Annotated in this window: 16 protein-coding genes; 2 read left to right on the top strand and 14 right to left on the bottom strand. The window is 45.0% G+C overall.

The features are described 5' to 3' along the window. Positions 1-106: 106 nt before the first annotated feature. The 3 genes from asnB to K1M91_RS08170 all read right to left on the bottom strand — a co-directional run bounded on the left by asnB (position 107) and on the right by K1M91_RS08170 (position 4441). Entirely contained in the window at positions 107-1774 is a 1668-nt protein-coding gene (asnB, locus tag K1M91_RS08180; protein ID WP_232801253.1) for an asparagine synthase B, read from the bottom strand. Between the two features lie 191 nt (positions 1775-1965). Beyond that, positions 1966-3582, bottom strand: coding sequence for a cation:proton antiporter family protein (locus K1M91_RS08175; RefSeq protein ID WP_232801252.1), 1617 nt, complete (start codon positions 3580-3582; stop codon positions 1966-1968). Positions 3583-3691: 109 nt separating this feature from the next. Continuing rightward, on the bottom strand, positions 3692-4441 hold the full coding sequence (locus tag K1M91_RS08170) for an HAD-IIA family hydrolase (protein ID WP_232801251.1): 750 nt from the start codon (positions 4439-4441) through the stop codon (positions 3692-3694). Between the two features lie 149 nt (positions 4442-4590). Between K1M91_RS08170 and K1M91_RS08165 the strand changes: the two genes are divergently transcribed. Next, positions 4591-5202, top strand: a complete 612-nt coding sequence (locus tag K1M91_RS08165) for a DUF924 family protein (RefSeq protein ID WP_232801250.1) — start codon at positions 4591-4593, stop codon at positions 5200-5202. A gap of 35 nt (positions 5203-5237) precedes the next feature. After that, positions 5238-5651 carry a hypothetical protein gene (locus K1M91_RS08160; protein ID WP_232801249.1) on the top strand — a complete coding sequence of 138 codons (414 nt, stop codon included), beginning with the start codon at positions 5238-5240 and terminating at the stop codon, positions 5649-5651. 69 nt (positions 5652-5720) lie between these two features. On the opposite strand, the gene K1M91_RS08155 is transcribed toward K1M91_RS08160, so the two are convergent. The 11 genes from K1M91_RS08155 to K1M91_RS08105 are packed head-to-tail and all read right to left on the bottom strand — an operon-like array spanning position 5721 to position 17034. Then, the gene (locus K1M91_RS08155; RefSeq protein WP_232801248.1) at positions 5721-7214 is read right to left on the bottom strand and encodes a nitrilase-related carbon-nitrogen hydrolase; all 1494 of its coding nucleotides are present in this window, start codon (positions 7212-7214) and stop codon (positions 5721-5723) included. A gap of 14 nt (positions 7215-7228) precedes the next feature. After that, positions 7229-7951 carry a 4'-phosphopantetheinyl transferase superfamily protein gene (locus K1M91_RS08150; protein WP_232801247.1) on the bottom strand — a complete coding sequence of 241 codons (723 nt, stop codon included), beginning with the start codon at positions 7949-7951 and terminating at the stop codon, positions 7229-7231. 12 nt (positions 7952-7963) lie between these two features. Continuing rightward, entirely contained in the window at positions 7964-8689 is a 726-nt protein-coding gene (locus K1M91_RS08145) for an SDR family oxidoreductase (RefSeq protein ID WP_232801246.1), read from the bottom strand. Further along, positions 8686-9189 (bottom strand): hypothetical protein, encoded by a 504-nt coding sequence (locus tag K1M91_RS08140; protein WP_232801245.1) that lies wholly within the window; start codon positions 9187-9189, stop codon positions 8686-8688. Before K1M91_RS08140 ends, K1M91_RS08145 begins: the two co-directional genes overlap by 4 nt. Beyond that, positions 9173-10105 carry an alpha/beta hydrolase gene (locus K1M91_RS08135; protein ID WP_232801244.1) on the bottom strand — a complete coding sequence of 311 codons (933 nt, stop codon included), beginning with the start codon at positions 10103-10105 and terminating at the stop codon, positions 9173-9175. The genes K1M91_RS08140 and K1M91_RS08135 overlap by 17 nt, the downstream gene beginning before the upstream one ends. Then, a complete protein-coding gene (locus tag K1M91_RS08130) occupies positions 10102-11241 on the bottom strand; it encodes a polyketide synthase dehydratase domain-containing protein (protein ID WP_232801243.1) in 1140 nt (379 codons plus the stop codon). Before K1M91_RS08130 ends, K1M91_RS08135 begins: the two co-directional genes overlap by 4 nt. Continuing rightward, on the bottom strand, positions 11235-12275 hold the full coding sequence (locus K1M91_RS08125) for a polyketide synthase dehydratase domain-containing protein (RefSeq protein ID WP_232801242.1): 1041 nt from the start codon (positions 12273-12275) through the stop codon (positions 11235-11237). Before K1M91_RS08125 ends, K1M91_RS08130 begins: the two co-directional genes overlap by 7 nt. Then, positions 12272-13228 carry a hypothetical protein gene (locus tag K1M91_RS08120; RefSeq protein WP_232801241.1) on the bottom strand — a complete coding sequence of 319 codons (957 nt, stop codon included), beginning with the start codon at positions 13226-13228 and terminating at the stop codon, positions 12272-12274. Before K1M91_RS08120 ends, K1M91_RS08125 begins: the two co-directional genes overlap by 4 nt. 10 nt (positions 13229-13238) lie before the next feature. Then, positions 13239-14537, bottom strand: a complete 1299-nt coding sequence (locus K1M91_RS08115) for a beta-ketoacyl-[acyl-carrier-protein] synthase family protein (protein ID WP_232801240.1) — start codon at positions 14535-14537, stop codon at positions 13239-13241. Continuing rightward, positions 14534-15805 (bottom strand): beta-ketoacyl synthase N-terminal-like domain-containing protein, encoded by a 1272-nt coding sequence (locus K1M91_RS08110; protein ID WP_232801239.1) that lies wholly within the window; start codon positions 15803-15805, stop codon positions 14534-14536. The genes K1M91_RS08115 and K1M91_RS08110 overlap by 4 nt, the downstream gene beginning before the upstream one ends. Then, positions 15802-17034, bottom strand: a complete 1233-nt coding sequence (locus K1M91_RS08105) for a beta-ketoacyl-[acyl-carrier-protein] synthase family protein (RefSeq protein ID WP_232801238.1) — start codon at positions 17032-17034, stop codon at positions 15802-15804. The genes K1M91_RS08110 and K1M91_RS08105 overlap by 4 nt, the downstream gene beginning before the upstream one ends. Positions 17035-17043: the final 9 nt, after the last annotated feature.

Below are 17043 nucleotides of genomic sequence, written 5' to 3'. Positions count from 1 at the left end.
TACATGTTAATTTAGTATCTTATGCTTAGCTATTAGCGGAAAGTCTAAACAAAAAAAGAGCCGTAGGCTCTTTTTTAATCATTAACAATAGTGATGAGCTACAAAATTATTTTTTGTAAGCGTCATTGTGTACGCCAGCCGCACGACCAGAAGGGTCAGCATTATTTTGAAATGACTCATCCCAAAGCAGTGCTTCTGGTGTAGAACAAGCAACCGACTTACCATGAGGCACACATTGTGCTGCAGACTCAAGAGGGAAGTGCTCTTCAAAGATACTGCGATAGTAGTAAGCTTCTTTAGTATCTGGCGTATTGATTGGGAATCTAAATTCCGCACTGGCTAATTGTTGATCGGTTACTTGAGTGGCAATGAACTCTTTTAAGCTGTCAATCCAGTTGTAGCCAACGCCGTCAGAGAACTGTTCTTTTTGACGCCATAATACTTCATCTAATAGCTTGCCATCAAAGGCTTCGCGTAGAATGTTTTTCTCGATACGGCCATCTTTGATCATTTTAAGCTCTGGGTTGGTGCGCATTGCCACATCCATGAACTCTTTATCTAAGAAAGGTACGCGCGCTTCAATTCCCCATGCTGCCATGGATTTGTTGGCACGTAGGCAGTCGAACATATGCAGCTTATCGAGTTTACGGTTAAGCTCTTCGTGAAATTCTTGTGCGTTTGGCGCCTTATGGAAATACAAGTAGCCGCCAAAAATTTCATCAGCCCCTTCACCTGACAACACCATTTTAATCCCCATGGCTTTGATCTTACGTGCCATCAAGTACATTGGAGTGGATGCACGTATTGTCGTTACATCATAGGTTTCTAAGTGGTAGATCACTTCACGTAGCGCATCGATACCGTTTTGTACCGTAAAGATGATAGGGTGGTGAATAGTACCAATCGAATCCGCCACTTTTTGCGCGGCTGCAAGATCGGGTGAGCCTTCAAGACCGACAGAGAAAGAGTGCAGTTGTGGCCACCAAGCAGCAGACTTATCATCATCTTCAACTCGCTGTTTAGCAAAGCGTTGAGTGATTGCAGAGATCACAGATGAATCTAAACCGCCTGATAACAGTACGCCGTAAGGAACATCACACATTAGCTGACGTTTTACCGATTCTTCTAATGCTTGGCCAATTTCTGCAGCGCTACCACCATTGTCCTTAACCCCTTCATAGGTCATCCAATCACGTTGATAATAACGTGTCAGTTTACCATCTTCGCTATCAAGGTAGTGTCCTGGTGGAAATTCTTGCACTTTTGCACAAACTGGCGTTAATGCTTTCATTTCAGAGGCAACGTAAAAGTTACCGTGTACGTCCCAGCCCATGTAAAGCGGGATAATACCGATGTGATCGCGACCGATCAGGTATTTGTCTTTTTTCTCATCGTATAGACAGAATGCGAAGATACCATTAAGGTCGTCTAAAAATGCGTTGCCTTTTTCTTCGTATAAACCAAGAATAACTTCACAGTCAGACTTTGTTTTAAACTGGTAACCACAAGTAAGCTTAGCTGCTAAGTCTTTATGGTTATAAATTTCGCCGTTCACTGCGAGAATGTGTGTGTTGTCTTGGTTATATAAAGGCTGCGCACCTGTATTAACGTCAACAATAGACAAACGTTCGTGCACTAAAATCGCTTTGTCACTGGCGTAAACGCCTGACCAATCAGGGCCTCTATGACGGAGCAGTTTAGACATTTGAATCGCTTGCTCACGCAGTGCAACCGCATCACTTTTGATGTCGAGAATACCGAAAATCGAACACATAGACTTCCCTTCTTATCAGTCTTTGAGCCTATTAATATATGGCTCGGTTACTACACATTTGCATCAAGCAAAGAAAATAGACATAGGTAATGCCACTTTATTGCCAGTTATATTTTTGATTCATGGTTTTAACAAATATCCAACACAAAGTCACTGCCCAATTAAGCGCGCAATGACTTTGTGCAACAGATTTAAATATCGATACGACTGGCTACTGGGGTTGTCATGCTCTGCATTTCGCTGCAAACATGACGCGCAAATCCTGCCCCGGCTTCATCGTACATATTAAATACCGCATTAACACCCAAGCCTTTTAATTCCTCAATGTCTTCGGCAAAGCGGGCAATGGCCGCAATTTTCATACTGCAGTTACGATTGCGTAGCTGAATAGCAGCATAGTGATTACCATTATGATCGGGCATTGCAAGTAGAATCAGATTAATTTGGTCTGTGATCTCGAGTTTATTCCAAAAATCCGAGTCCATTGCGTCGCCTGTAATGACGCGTCTGCCTAGCTCTCGGTGCTTAATGGTTTTTTCATGGCTGTTATCTATGCCTAATACGGTATCGCCAAACACTTCTTTTAACTCGTCATAAGCACCGGTTCCGATACGGCCCATGCCCATGACTAAGACTTTTGCGTCACCAACACGGATCGGTCTATCTTCAACATGTAAGCGCAAATGCTGGAAACGCTTTAACCGAGGAGACAGTTTTTGATAAATAGCGTCACTGCTTTTATTTAGTACTGATGCCAAGATAAAACTAAAGGATAGGGCAATGGCTGTCACTATGAGCCAATCGTTGCTGAGCCAGCCTTTGCTCGCCGCTAACGCCGCTACAATTAAGCCGAACTCACTGTAGTTGGCGAGGGAAAACGAGCCCAGAAGTGAGGTGCGCGCACGTAACTTGAACAGGTTGAAACAAAAGAAATATAAAATGGTTTTTAACGGTAATAGCAACACGAGTAACGCAGCAATAATCAAATGATCGCCAGTAGGTAGGCCGTTTAAGCCAATATTTAAAAAGAAACAGACTAAGAACAGCTCTTTTAAATTGAATAATGACTTGGCCATGCCACCCGCACTTGGATGCGCGGCAACGAGCATGCCGGCGATGAGTGCGCCCAAGTCGGCTTTCATTCCTACCATTTCAAACAGGCCCGCGCCAATAACGAGGGCAAGGAAAAAACCGTACAATACAAGTAGCTCACCATGGCCCACTTTATCCATTACCTTAAACAGTAAAGGCCGCAGGAAGGGCAATAATAGCAAGCCTAAGGCATAGTATTCGGGTAATTTTCCGGTAGAAAACGTTAAAAACAGTACAGCAAAAATATCTTGCATGATCAGTACACCAATGGCGATACGACCATAAAGGGAGTTCATTTCACTTTTTTCTTCGAGAATTTTTACTGCAAATACGGTACTGGAAAAGCTCAACGCAAACGCGACAATGAAAAAGCCATTACTGTCTAAGCTTTCCACTAAGCCAAGCCCCAGGAATTTCAATAAAAACAGCGCGCCAGCAAAAAACAATACTGAGCCAGTGATATGTAAGGATGCCGCGCCCCACACCTCACTTTTAAACAAGGTACGTATATCAAGCTTAAGGCCAATAGAAAATAACAGCAGTGTCACACCAAGGTCAGCAATGGTAGAGAGGCCTTCAGAAGACTCAAACCCCATGGCATTTAGCACAAAGCCAGCTAATAAAAAGCCGACCATAGGGGGAAGTCCAATGGCATTTATCGCCATGCCACTAGCAAAAGCGATTCCGATTAGGGTAATTAGGGTGCTGGGTTCCATGATAATTATATTTCTTATGTTGTGATGTACAGGGGGTTGATAAAGCGATAATCAATACCTGTATTATCGCTTAGAGTCAATAGAGTAGCACTCAGGCATTAGGCACGAGTTATAAAAAATCGATGTCTTGGATCGAGTTAACTATATAGTTTGGCTTAAATGGTACCTTGTCAATATCTGCCCGAGTACTCACACCAGAAAGCACTAATATCGTTTCTAGGCCAGCTTGAAAGCCCATTAAAATATCGGTGCGCAAGTTATCCCCTATGATGCAAGTATCTTGGGAATGGGCACCAATTTTATTTAAAGCCGCACGAATGATCCAAGTGCTGGGTTTACCGACATAAAAGGGCTCCTTGCCGGTCATGCGCTCGATGGGCGCACATAACGCACCGCATGCTGGGCTCATGCTCGGGCCATGGGTGTCTGGATTGGTCGCAATAAAACGGGCCCCATCAGCAACAAAACGGGCCGCCTTTTGGATCATGCTCCAGTTATAGCTGGTGGTTTCGCCGACAATGACAAAATCGGGATTAATATCGGTAATGGTAAAGCCTGCTTTATACAGCTCGTGGGTCAGGGCGCCTTCACCAATCACAAATGCTTTATTGCCTTCTTGGCGTTCCATAAAAGCGGCCGTCGCCATGGCCGAAGTGTAGAAATATTCCGGTGGTACATTAATGCCAGCGGATTTAAACCGATTATGTAGATCATTTTCGGTCATGGCTGGATAGTTAGTTAAAATAACCAGCTTGTTGCCTTGTTCAATCATTCGGTGAATAAATGTATCGGCACCAGGGATCAAAGAATTGTTATGAAGTAAAACGCCGTCGATATCGCAAATAATGCTTTTTTGCATGCTCTGTTCCATGATGAAATAAATACTAATTAATAGTAACCAGTTAAAAATATTATGTATAGATACAATTGCCTGTGTTCAACTTTTGCTAGAAGAGCAAGTTACATGGCTGATTCTAAGTTCAGAATAAGCATGATAAAGGGAATAAAATGAATACTAATGAATATGAATCAGTACTGACATATTGGTTCGGTGACTTAAGGGATGGCTTATCGGACGCCCTCCATCGAAATCGCTGGTTTCAAGGTGGCGAGTCAGTTGATGCTGAAATAAAAGCAAAATTTGCTGCACTGCATCAAGGCATCGTTGCCGGCGAATATGCGCATTGGCTAAAACAAGACCGAGGCATATTAGCGACAGTGATCGTACTTGATCAGTTTAGTCGGAATTTGTTTCGTGGCAGCAAAGCAGCATTTGCTTATGACGGACAAGGGTTAGCGCTGGCAAAAGAGGCGGTGGCGCGCGGAATTGATTTGCGCTTGCCGTTGGATTATCGGCTTTTCTTATATTTACCTTACGAACATTCGGAAAACATGCAAGATCAAGAGCAGTGCCTGGCCCTGATGCAAGGTATGCTTGAAGATGCCCACTCCCTTGAAGCGCAGCAGTTGGTGCAACAGTACCTGCAATTTGCAGAGCACCATTATGATATTATTCGTAAGTTTGGCCGTTATCCACATCGAAATGCGGTGTTAGGAAGACCTTCGAGGCAAATTGAGGTACGCTATTTGGCCAATGAGCCAACTCGTTTTGGCCAGTAGACCTTTTTTCTCATTAATTAACAAGGAAGTTAACGTTGAAACATTTTTCTAAAATCATTAAATCTATTTTTATCAGTGGCTTATTTTTTACCGGTATTGCCCATGCCACTGATTCTGGGCTTGATGAATTCTATGCCCAACCACCTAATCAAGCCGCTTACAAAAGAGCAGTAGAGGCAGGCGCACTAGTTAAAGCACGGCAGTTTTTTGTCAATACTTGTAAAGACGCTAAGGCAAAAGGGGTCGAAAAAACACTCGACTGTCGCTGTGTGGAAGAGCAAGTTGCCAACATATCCGATGAAGTATTTTTTTATGAAACCATTCAATCATACCAAGAGTTTCAAGCGCGAGCGCAATTACAAGGTGATGCTGAAAAGCTTAAAGCGCTGAAAGTCGAGCAAAGTAAACGTGAAAGTCTGACTAAGCAATTAGGCAAAGCCTGCGGTTAGTGGGGCTATTTTTCACGTTGGGTAGACAAATATGTTTACCCAAGTGTTTACCATGGCCGTTATCTCTCATTAATCCTTACCCTTTAACTTAAATCTCCGCCTTGTGTCGATGATAATAGCTAATGTGAGTAAGCACATTAGCCAGGCGAGGATGTCACCGTTACGACTGTAAAAGGTTGACTCGGGGTGAATGCTACTTGTTCCTTGGATCACTTCCCGTTGGTTAAACTGGCTGCGCGCAGTCACTTGGCCGAATGGGTTGATCACCATGCTTACTCCACTGGTGGTACCCAAGCCATAGGTCACGCGATTTTCAATCGCGCGAAAGATGCTGTCAGTAGCGTGCAGCAAGGGCAGCTGCTTATTGCCTTTAAAATCATCATCAACGGGCATTAAGATAATATCAGCGCCGTGCTGTTTTAAGGCGCGAGAAATCCACAATCGATGGCGATCAAAGCATACGCCAAGGCCGACATTGCCAAATGGCGTTGCCACTACTTTCATGTCTTGCACTTTACCGGGAGTGAAACCGAATTGTTTTTCTCGGAATGTAATTGCGATTTTTGGCGCTCTTAATACCTCATTACCTTCAGGGTCAAACATCACCGCGGTATCGTATTGATTTTCCCCTTCTCGCCACACCAAATCAGCCACAAGATAACTGTTTTGTTGGCGTGCTAAGGCTTGTAATTGTGAAACAATCACTGGGTTGTCAATGGTGGCCATTTCATTTTCAGGCCAGACAATAAAATTAGCAGGTTGCGGTAATGTCTTGGTCAGTGCGGCATTAACATCAAAAATAGCTTGAGACATGACTTGGGTATCGGCCCAATAGCCTTCACCATCCATGGGTTTGAGCGCTAAATTTTGGATACTGGGGTCTTGATTGGTTAAGTCTACCGTCGCGGCAATATTAACTGTAGCGGGCACGTTTGCGGGAATTTTCTGCTGGCCCCAGTATGCCAAACCAGCAATCAATATTAGGCAAGCTATTGCGGGTTTATGTATGGCTTTGCGCTGCCAAATAGTCAGTATCAGTTGCGTGATGGCGGTATTACTGAGCACAACTAAAAAGCTCACGCCGACAAATCCGGTAATCGACAATATTTGTAACAAATCGGTTTGTTGCCACTGGCTTTTGGCAATCAATACAAACCAAATATCTTCCAAATAAGGTAACACATAACGCAAAAACTCAACGCTACACCAAGCAAGGGGAAGGGCAAATAGGCTCAATATCGGCCGACAATGACGACTGAGTACGATCCCCCAATGGATAACGCGGGCAAAGAAGAAGCCCACCCCGATCATTAAAAGACTGCCAATGATGGCGCCGAATAAATCTTGAAACCAGCCATGAGCGAGCCAAGACCAGATAATGGTTGCTGGCAGCAGTAAGCGAAAAGGTTTTACTTCAGGACGCAGCTGTATCAAGATCAGAACTGGCACCAAGGCAAACCAGGCTAAATAACCTACGTTATGTCCTGGCATCGACAAGCCCATTAATGCCCCCGAAGTCGCGGCGATTAGGATGTTAAAAAATCGATAGTGAACAGGGGTCATTAATACGGTCTTCCTTAATGTTGAATCGGCCAGTGAATTAAATTAACGTGTTTAACTTCTTGCTGTGCAGTCAGCGCAATACTCAGTTTTTGCGGTGATAACTGCGCCAAGTCATGCTTGGCTAGTGGTATTAAGTAACTGTATAAATTACCTGCGTCAAAAACATGAGATGCAAGCTCCCTAATACCTTTTATCCATCCTACGCCGCTGGCTTTTAACCAAGATTCCATTAAGGCCCACCTATCATAAAAATATTCAGGATCGTTTTGTCGATGTAGCTCGTCAGAGGTTAAGCATATTTCAGAAAGTCGCCTCACTTTAGCGGCACTAAAGTGATGCTGGCAAATGTCCAAGCCCAGCGGATTAGCATTACTAACGGCGATCATCATGATCTCAGCGCAGTGTGACAGGTTAAATTCAATCGCACTATTTTTAACCGATGGTTTACCAACTGGACCCCATTCAAATTCAAGCTCTTGGCCTGCAAGGTGCCGCTTTAACACTTGATTAAGCATGACTCGTTGCTTAATAAATTGCAGACGGGTGGCATTGGTTTTTTCCCTTACTTTTAGCCACTGATCTTGAGTTAAAGCCACTCTGGCTAACTGTTGTTGGGTTGTATTGTCGTTATCGGTATTATTATCAATAATCGCATAGTAAAGGTTAATAACGCCTGGCGAAAGGGGAGGCGATGCATTGGCATTAAGATGGTTGCAGTTGATCACAGATTGAAGCATATCGATTACTCCTTAGGCGGTTTGTGTTGTTTGGGTATAACCACCATCAATAATCAAATTTTCTCCCGAGTGGATCATTGGGTGGGTCGCTAAGCAATATGCGGCATGGGCGATCTCCTCCGGCTGGCAAAAACGGCGTAAGGGGATCCGATTAAACGCGTTTTTTTCCTGATACCAAGGTGCGTTAACGATCATGTCGGTTGCTACTGGCCCCGGTGAAATTGCAAAACTGTTTATTTGTGGGTATTGCTGTGCAAGCCAATGAGTCCATGCAATCAACATGCTTTTAGTGACGCTATAAGCACTTTGCCCTGCACGTGGACGAACCCCAGAAATACTGGCCATATTGATTACGCAACCCTGTTTCGATTTTAGTAAGTGCGGTTTTGCCAACTCAAACAATGCGCAACTGGCCTCATAATTGGTAGCCATGCAACGTTGCCAATCTGTTAATGGCGTTTGCACCAATAAGTTATCGGCTAAGCATCCGGCATTGTTGATTAATACATCAAGGGAGGGGCATTGCTGCATGTATTGTTCGCGCGCGAGCTTATCGGTGATATCAAATATCGCCAGCTCTGCTTTGCCGCCTTGCTGCTTTATCGTTTGTAGCAGCGCATCACTGTGCTGATTTTGCTGTCGTACGTTAATCAAAACTCGATAACCTTGCTTAGCAAAATAACTTGCCATGGCACTGCCGATGCCTCTCGATGCTCCAGTAATTAATACCGTTTTCATAATAACTCCTCTCGTTTCTCTAATTGCGATAATGGGGCTTCTGGCAGTGAAAAGGCTTGCGCGGTGCAGTAATGAGCAAACTGCCAATGTAGCAGGCATTGCCGCTGCTGATCTGACAAAGCGTAACGTTGGTGAATAAAATTAATGCTCACCCCTTTACGTGCCAACTCTAATGCAGCAATTTGGCATAACGCCTGAGCGCCCGCTCTAATTATCGACTCACGGCTGCGCTGCCAAACCACCCAAACCTGTTTGTTGTTACCACGCATTAATGGTCGATACAGGCCTTGTAATAAAACAAATAATTGCTCTAGCAAAGCGGGTTCTCCTTGGCTGGCGTCAACCAATACATGTAATGACGTCAGTCCATCTTGCGCACATAATTGATTCAATGGTTCAATGGGCAAAGGCGCTTCAGTTAAATTAATATCGAGTTGAGCCATGAGACTGGCTCCTCGATAACTGCGAAGCTGAATCGGAATATTAGAGGATGGCTGCATGGGTCGCTCCTATTAGTGTTTGTTCAAGTGGCGATTGTTCTGGAATAAATTGTTCGATGTGTCGATTCACAGCTACGGCGGCTTCAAGATTGGCAACATGGGATTGCAGCTCAAGATCGATCTGGGTAATGTTTGCGCTTTGCTGGCAAAAAACAGTAGTAATGCTAGGTGGAAATAAAGGATCGCCACTGCACGTTATCAGCAACATCGGAATGCTGAGCACAGCCTGCTCATTCGGTTGCGCAGGCGTAGATTGGCGAGTGCTCCCATCACAATTTTGGCGGCGATGACAAGCGTGCAAAAATGCCGTTAAGCCTTGGCTGTCTTGGTTGTAGTTGGCGTAACTTTGTAATACGTAATCACTCATACTATCGAGTTTAAGCAGATATTCATCACTGAAAAACCAAGGGTAAACTTGGCTAAAAAGGGTCGGGAGAGGAATATCTAGGTTGAGCAACTGCTGCACATTTTTCATCATCCATTGGCCCTTGATACTGATCCGGTCAGCGCTGTTTATTAACACTATTTTTTCTAGATGAGGAGTATGGAGATTAGGCTGCGCCGTTTGCGCTGGCCACTGTTTGGCCATTTCAAGGGCGAGCATGCCGCCGAGGGAATAACCTACTAAGATCACCCGCTCAAGGGATAGGTATTGGAGCAGCTCTGTGATGGCATTAGCAATATCACTAAAAGTAAAATCTTGTTGCTGGCTACTGAGTTGATTACCGCCACAGCCAGGATAATCGAGGAACAATTGCTTGTAGTTTTGAAAGCCTTGATAACGTTGCTGCTTGATCCAAGATGCTTCGCCATGAAAGAGCCCATTTAGAAAGACTAAGGTTATCTTCGATGCCTGGTTACCTTTTAAATTATATTGCAGCGGTAAATGGGGCGATTGGGTGGCATTAAATTTCATTGCTGTTCCCCTGTTGTACTTGTCTCTTCTACATGGGCTGCCACTAAGATGTTTTCAAGCCAGCGCTCAAACAAGCTAAGATCAAACGCGCCCCCTTGATGGCTTTGTGCGATAGCTTGTTTTACATCGAAAACGATTCGGTTGTGTTGATCAAAAACGGTCACTTTGGCTTCGGTTTTACCCACGTCTTGTTGCACTAATTCGATCAAGGCGCGACAAGGCTGATCCATTGGATGCGCGCGATACAGGTTAAGTTGGCCAATAAATACCGGTAATCTGGGCAGCCCATCTTGCAAAATCGCGAGAAAACACAGCAGCTGCAAGCAGGAATCTAAGCCTAAAGGTGATAAGACAAAGTGGCCATTACCGCTATTTAACCAAGTGGTTTCCTTGTTTTGGCAATCATAAGAAGCGAGGATCTGATTTCGTTCCTCATTGATATACAGTTCACCAGTAATACTTTGCATTTTTTCACCGTGGCTGGTGAGTACTTTTGTGTATATTTGTTGTTCAGTGGTCTGATAGTGGTGAACTAAGCCATTCAGCAGTGGTACTTTGTTGATTGCGCGTACGCTGGGGTCAAAACCAATTGTGACATAAGCATGGCATTTTAGGCCAAGGTACTTACCTTGCTTGTTAAATCGCGGGCTATGCAAGCTAAGCTGGATTTCATGGCCATGGGGACCAATAAAACGCTTGTTAACATGAATTTGAAGATCGACTGCAGATGAGCCTTGAGGCAATATTAAGACGCGGTCAAGCTTCAGTTGACTCACCTGTAGTGGATACCATTGCTGGTGACCATGGCTTTTTTGCTGTAACCATGACGCGGCTTCAACAAAGTATTCTAAGACAGCCGTAGCAGGCATGATGTCGCCCATCGGAAAGCGGTGATGGCGTAAGTAAGGCGAATGTTGTTCATTAATACGGCAATGGAACTGACATAAGCCGTGTTTATCCCAATGCACCACTGCCCCTTCAAGTAGTGGCAGGCTAACTTGGCTAATGGTTTCTTGACTTGGCTGGCCGGGTGTATTTGGCCATTTGTATTTAATGCCACGGGATTGCTGATTCAAGCCTTGTTTTGCGCCATCTAGCCATCTATTTAAGCGCTGTTTGTTTTTTATACTTAACATAAAACCTCCACATCAGGTTTGCTTTGTTGATCTGTTAATAAAAATCGGTGGTAGTCACGCTCAAATTGACAAGCAAGGCGGCGCTCATTAGGCGCACGGTGTAAAGTAATGGAGTCAAAGTAAGCAATGAGCTGACCTTGCTGATCTTTTACCCACGCACGCAAAACCTGAGTCTGGTCATCGAGCGAGACCAAATTCAACATGCATTGATAGAGATGATTGAATTGAAACGGTTGAAAAAACTGCACCTGGCTCATCGCAACCGGCAATTTGCTGAAAAAATCTTCATGCCGTTTGCTCTCAACTTGGATGCAGCTCAGTACACACGCCTGCAGTACGCTATCTATTGCCAAGGGTGAACAAACAAAAGGTAGATCATCAATGTGACTGTAGCGCTGCTCTTTATCTTCAATATTAAATTCAGATACCAGCCATTGTTGGTCCGTAGATAACGTACACTTACCAGTCAAGCTTTGAAAAAGATCGCCGTGGCTGGGGTTGATCAACTTATAGTAGTTAGCTTGGCCAAAATCGAACGATTGATAAAGCGCCTTACTCATACTGTTCAATTGAGATAAATAAGGTCGTTCTGTTGTTGTCGGTATGGCCGTTGAAATCTGAATAACACTTTGTGCAACCAACACATTATGCCGTAACAACTTACCATTGGCATGATATAGATGGCGCCGCAGTGATACCTTATAACCCCCCCCCTTAACGTGTGTCGCGCTAATAAACAGTCGGATCTGCTCATTACTTGCTAAGGCAAGTGGCCGTTTAATATTAAATGACTCGATGGTGATCTTCGGATAACGTATTTGTACAGGGTTTACTTGTGGCGTAAGTTGCGCAAACTGCATTGCGGCTTGAACACACAGCTCCGCTGAAATTGCTGCGGGAACTAAGCATTGACCAGAGAAAATATGATGTTGCAAAAACACTTGTTGCTGTGGGTCAATCAGCCATTCAAAACTTAACTGCTCTGAACTTTGCTGAAGATGTTGCGCAAAGTGTACAAAGAACCATTGCTTCATGCGGCGCTCCTTGCAGTGACTTTTGGTAGTAACTGATAGCCAGTTAATAGCGCTATCGGATGGAGGTTATCTTGTCTCATTAGCAAAATATCGACGTGGTGTGGTTTATTGGATGGCGTGATTTGGCTGATGAGTTTACCCTGATTGTTATCTTTATTTTGCCAACCGGGAAGGTAGGTTATTTGGTCTATACTGGCTGGGATCGCGACTTGGCCTTGTAAATAACCATAAAAAGGCAAATGTTGGATAGCTGACATGCAGGCCAAAACAGGGCTGACAAAGCAGGGGTCTGATTCGCTACTAAAGCAATATTGGGCGCTGTTGCTAATATCAGAATAAGCCCAGAGGCAGTGTTTTTGCTGCTGCCAATAATAACGAAATTCTAAGGTACAAAATAAAATACCGAGTTTACCTGGCGATAGATCTTTATAGTCGTCAATTACTTGTCTAGGTATTAGGTAGGCATTGGTTATTTCTTCTGTGGTCGGTGTTGTTACATTGCGTGGTTCATCTGCAGCGCTTTTTGAATTCAAGCCTGGTAGCAGTAACTCTGCGCTTAATACCGTTAAGGCTGGCCTAACACATTGCCCTTGCTCATTTAACTTGTCATAACAAATAGTCAACACTAAACCATTTTCCATGGGCCGCCAATGTACCTGAAGGTGTTGCTTAGTTTGACCAATCAGATAAGCCAATCGCGGTGCGGTGATATTTTGCCAACACAAGCTTTGCTGCTTGGCTGAGGCTTGCGTCAACTCCTCCCCAAATGATGTACGAGATAATACGCCTAGACCCATTTCTAGTAAGAACACACTGGGGATCACGACTTGATTATTTAATTTATGAGAATAAAGGTATCGATGTTGGCTTAAATCAAGCCAGACATCCGCAACAATCTCTTTTGCTGATTCGCTGATATTGAGCTTTGATAATGCGACTAAAGTACTTTTCATCAGGCTTTCCTTATTGCGCCACAAATCGGGAATAGATCACGCTGGCGTTTTGTCCGCCGAAGCCAAAGTTGTTAGACAGAACATGGTTCAGTGTTAACTGACGAGCTCCTTCAGCAACATAGTCAAGATCAAGCTCAGGATCGCGCTGCTGATAATTACGGGTACCATGTATCGTCTGATCGCGTAGCGCATTGATGCAAGCCATGGCCTCTAGCGCACCTGCGGCCATAATGCCATGACCGATCATCGATTTAGTGGAGGAAATAGGCAGCTGGTAGGCATGTTCACCAAACACGGCTTTAATGGCATTGGTCTCGGTTTTATCATTCATTGTGGTTGAGGTGCCATGGGCGTTAATGTAACCAATTTGCTCTGGCGCTAACTGCGCAGTAGCTAATGCGCCGCGTAAGGTGCGCTGAGCGCCCATACCGGAAGGGTCGGGGTCAGTGGCGCGATAGCCATCTGAATAAGAAGCATAACCTGTGACTTCACACAGGATATTGGCGCCGCGTGCGTGGGCATGTTCAAGAGATTCCATAATTAACACGCCGCAGCCGCTACCCATGACAAAGCCACTGCGCCTAGCATCAAAAGGTCGACACGCAGTATCAGGGTTGTCATGAGTGCTTAACGCGCCAATGCGGGTAAAGCCAACCATTGAATTCATATCAAAATCGTAGGCGCCACCGGCTAACGCGCAGTCTAATCGGCCATGACGAATTTTTTCAAATGCTTCACCGATACTATTGTTACCGGAAGCACACGCAGTGCCAATACTTAGGGCAGGGCCTGTTAGTTGGTAATAACGGGCGATAAAGTGATTAATGCTGTCGCGTTCATCGCAGCGATAGCGATGTTTTAACTCGTTATCATTTTGCAATGCCTGCCAGTATTGCAAGGGCGAAAGGCTGGCAATGTTTTCATTAGTGAGACTTTGTTTAATAGAAGGCAAAAATTGCGCCATTAAGCTGGTAGGCGAAAAAGGCCGATCGGCTATCATGGTCGCCACTTTTGCCAAATTAAGGGTTGTAAAATCAAGTTTTGCTTGTTCGACCGCTTCATGTACTGCCAGAAAGAACGACTTGATCGATGGATCTAACGTTCGCATCGCAGCCAGCTTAGGAATGGCCTGTATTTCTTTTTCTAAGTTTGGAATAGCGGCGCCAATGGCAACAATGTCACCTTGTAATGGCAAGTGCGATATCTGGGTAATGCCATTTTTACCGGCCAACAAGGCTTGCCAAAGTCGCTCGGTACCGGTGCCAAAGGCACTGACTGCGCCCATGCCTGTAATAACTACTCTTTTCATATTAGCTCCTGCTTGAGATGGGGTGCGCGATGGTGTGCTGTGGTACGCAAAATTAGACTGACTTGGTTACCAAGATGGTCAATGTGATGGCAAAAGAGGGTGGTAATACCGGCATCTAATTGACATTTTTGTTGGTAATTAAGTTGTCCGATAAGCGGTTTCTTGGCTTGGTTTAACACCGGTGCTAAGTACTGATGTTGCAGCTGCAAGCAAGCATAAAAGAGGTTAGTAGCCGCGGCTGCACCTAATGCAAAGCCAGAGTAATCAGTGGCGCAAAGCACCGGAACGGTTGCGCGAAATACCTGCTGCGTTGCCTTCGCTTCACTTTGGTCAAGGGCAGGGATCCCGGCCATAGTTAATTGAATAGCGCTGATCTCTTGGGGTGATAGTTCCGCTTTATCGAGTGTACGTAAAAAGTGGGCTCTGACTTTTTGTTCAAGCTCCGCTTCAGAAAGAGTGAGAATGTGCGGAATATAGCTATTTTCATAAGCAACCAGTTCAATGCTATTTGATACTTGGCGCGATTGAGCAAGGGCAAGGGGCTCAACAATAAAACTCACACCCGCTTCACTGATGGTCAAGCCCGCTTTTGATGGCGTCTGTGTGGCAAGCACGCCGAGTTGATCGAGCGCAAAGAGCTGCTCAATAGTCGGATCCATTTCTGATGCACCAGTAACAAAGCGACGGGCCCTGCCGTCTTGTATGCATTCTAAGGCTTCACCCACTGAGATCATGCCGCCAGCGGGGCCATTTACCACGCTGTAACTGAGTCCCCGCAGGCCATATTGAATCGAGATCTGACCGCCGGTGGTGTTGGGCAGACGCGGTAAGATCCACAGTGGTGGAAATTCGCGATAGTGGCGATCGCCAAATGCCTGGTAATCAATGGTATCTGAGTTATCGAGTGCATTAAGGTAAGGCTGAGCAGCATTGAGCACACCTTGACTATAAAAAGCGCCGTAGATAACGCCGTTAAGTTGGTCTTGTTCCGCGAGTTCACTGGTACTGAGCTGTGCTTTGTTTAAAGCTAAAGTAGCACTGGCAATCCCCAGTAAACCTTGACGGGTGAGCATTCGGCAAGACTTTTTATCTGGGATCCATTGTTTTATATTGGACTCAGAAACATCGCCTTGTAAAAACGGTAGTTCGTGCTTGGCCCGTAAACAGGACTCACCTTGCTGGTGGGCGGCAAGGTGCTCATTGATATCTGCGCCTAACGGGGTTAATGCGCCGATGCCAGAAATAACAATCCGGTCAATCTCACTCATTTTTCTATCCTCTTAAAAACTAAACTGGTGTTGGTCCCACCAATGGCACTGGAGTTGGATAAACTAAAATTCAATTTGCAGGAAATAGCTTGCTCTCCCACTAATGTCAGTGGGGGAGTGTCTTTTGATTGGGTAAAAGGGCGATTGGGGTGGAGCATTTGCTGTTGTAAACTTTTAATACAAACTATTGCCTCTAATGCCCCACTGGCGGCGAGGCTATGGCCAAGAAATCCCTTGCTGGAATTCACCCATGGTGTTAATGAACCAAATATTTGTTGTATCGCAAGGGTTTCGGCGTAGTCATTTTGCTGCGTTGCTGTGCCATGGGCATTGATATAGCCGATATCTCTAACATTGATACTCGCGTCTTGTAGTGCTAATGCCATGGCGCGGGCCTTGCCTTGAGGGCAAGGCTCTGTTAGGCGATAGGCATCTTGACTGCAGCCAAAGCCAAGCACTTGTGCTAATGGTTTTGCACCACGCTGGGATGCATGTTGAGCACTTTCTAATATCAACACGCCAGCGCCTTCTCCTAACACAAATCCATCCCTGTGTTGATCAAAAGGTCGCATACCTCGCTCAAGGTCTGCTCCTTTACTGAGCATATTCAAGCGTGAGAATCCGGACAAGAAGGCCGGTGAGATACGACTATCAGCACCGCCGACTAAGGCTATGTCTAATAAGCCTGCACGGATCATCTGCATACCTTGGCCTATAGCCTGACTAGCACTGGTGCAAGCGTTTACTATGGTGGTTGCAAACCCAGTTAGCCCTAGCACTCGAGATAAATGGGCCAAGTGTATGTTGGGGTAAGTTTGCAATAGCCAGTTAGGGTTACGTTGCGCTGGTAGTAATTTGGTTTGCTCCTCACACAAATTGACGCCTGCACCTATAATGGTGCCGACTTTGAGATTATTAGCTATATCGTCGTAGGACAGCTTCGCTTGATCTAGGGCATTGAGAGCACTGTGGCAGAGCATCTTGGATACCGTTGACATTTGGCGTAGCTGCTTTTGAGTCAGGGGCCACTTATCCATGTGGCCAGATAAAAATTCCAATTGTTGACATTTTGCTAACAGATGTACTTGTTCGCAGGCCAGAGGATCATGCTGTACTAATGGCTTAATGCCAGTGTATCCAGCAATTAAGGATTGCCACATTTGTTCACTGTTATTACCTAGAGCACTGGCGCAACCTAGGCCTGTTACCACAACATCTGTTGGATACATCTTAACCCC

It is taken from the genome of Motilimonas sp. E26 (genome assembly GCF_021278025.1).
Classification (GTDB): Bacteria; Pseudomonadota; Gammaproteobacteria; order Enterobacterales; family CBDFNC01; genus Motilimonas.
This window is presented reverse-complemented; position numbering and strand designations above follow the sequence as displayed.

Excerpts from the sequence above, each read along its gene's own strand:
- asnB (WP_232801253.1), bottom strand. The coding sequence starts at position 1,774 with ATGTGTTCGATTTTCGGTATTCTCGACATCAAAAGTGATGCGGTTGCA.
- K1M91_RS08175 (WP_232801252.1), bottom strand. The coding sequence starts at position 3,582 with ATGGAACCCAGCACCCTAATTACCCTAATCGGAATCGCTTTTGCTAGT.
- K1M91_RS08170 (WP_232801251.1), bottom strand. The coding sequence starts at position 4,441 with ATGCAAAAAAGCATTATTTGCGATATCGACGGCGTTTTACTTCATAAC.
- K1M91_RS08165 (WP_232801250.1), top strand. The coding sequence starts at position 4,591 with ATGAATACTAATGAATATGAATCAGTACTGACATATTGGTTCGGTGAC.
- K1M91_RS08155 (WP_232801248.1), bottom strand. The coding sequence starts at position 7,214 with ATGACCCCTGTTCACTATCGATTTTTTAACATCCTAATCGCCGCGACT.
- K1M91_RS08150 (WP_232801247.1), bottom strand. The coding sequence starts at position 7,951 with ATGCTTCAATCTGTGATCAACTGCAACCATCTTAATGCCAATGCATCG.
- K1M91_RS08145 (WP_232801246.1), bottom strand. The coding sequence starts at position 8,689 with ATGAAAACGGTATTAATTACTGGAGCATCGAGAGGCATCGGCAGTGCC.
- K1M91_RS08140 (WP_232801245.1), bottom strand. The coding sequence starts at position 9,189 with ATGCAGCCATCCTCTAATATTCCGATTCAGCTTCGCAGTTATCGAGGA.
- K1M91_RS08135 (WP_232801244.1), bottom strand. The coding sequence starts at position 10,105 with ATGAAATTTAATGCCACCCAATCGCCCCATTTACCGCTGCAATATAAT.
- K1M91_RS08130 (WP_232801243.1), bottom strand. The coding sequence starts at position 11,241 with ATGTTAAGTATAAAAAACAAACAGCGCTTAAATAGATGGCTAGATGGC.
- K1M91_RS08125 (WP_232801242.1), bottom strand. The coding sequence starts at position 12,275 with ATGAAGCAATGGTTCTTTGTACACTTTGCGCAACATCTTCAGCAAAGT.
- K1M91_RS08120 (WP_232801241.1), bottom strand. The coding sequence starts at position 13,228 with ATGAAAAGTACTTTAGTCGCATTATCAAAGCTCAATATCAGCGAATCA.
- K1M91_RS08115 (WP_232801240.1), bottom strand. The coding sequence starts at position 14,537 with ATGAAAAGAGTAGTTATTACAGGCATGGGCGCAGTCAGTGCCTTTGGC.
- K1M91_RS08110 (WP_232801239.1), bottom strand. The coding sequence starts at position 15,805 with ATGAGTGAGATTGACCGGATTGTTATTTCTGGCATCGGCGCATTAACC.
- K1M91_RS08105 (WP_232801238.1), bottom strand. The coding sequence starts at position 17,034 with ATGTATCCAACAGATGTTGTGGTAACAGGCCTAGGTTGCGCCAGTGCT.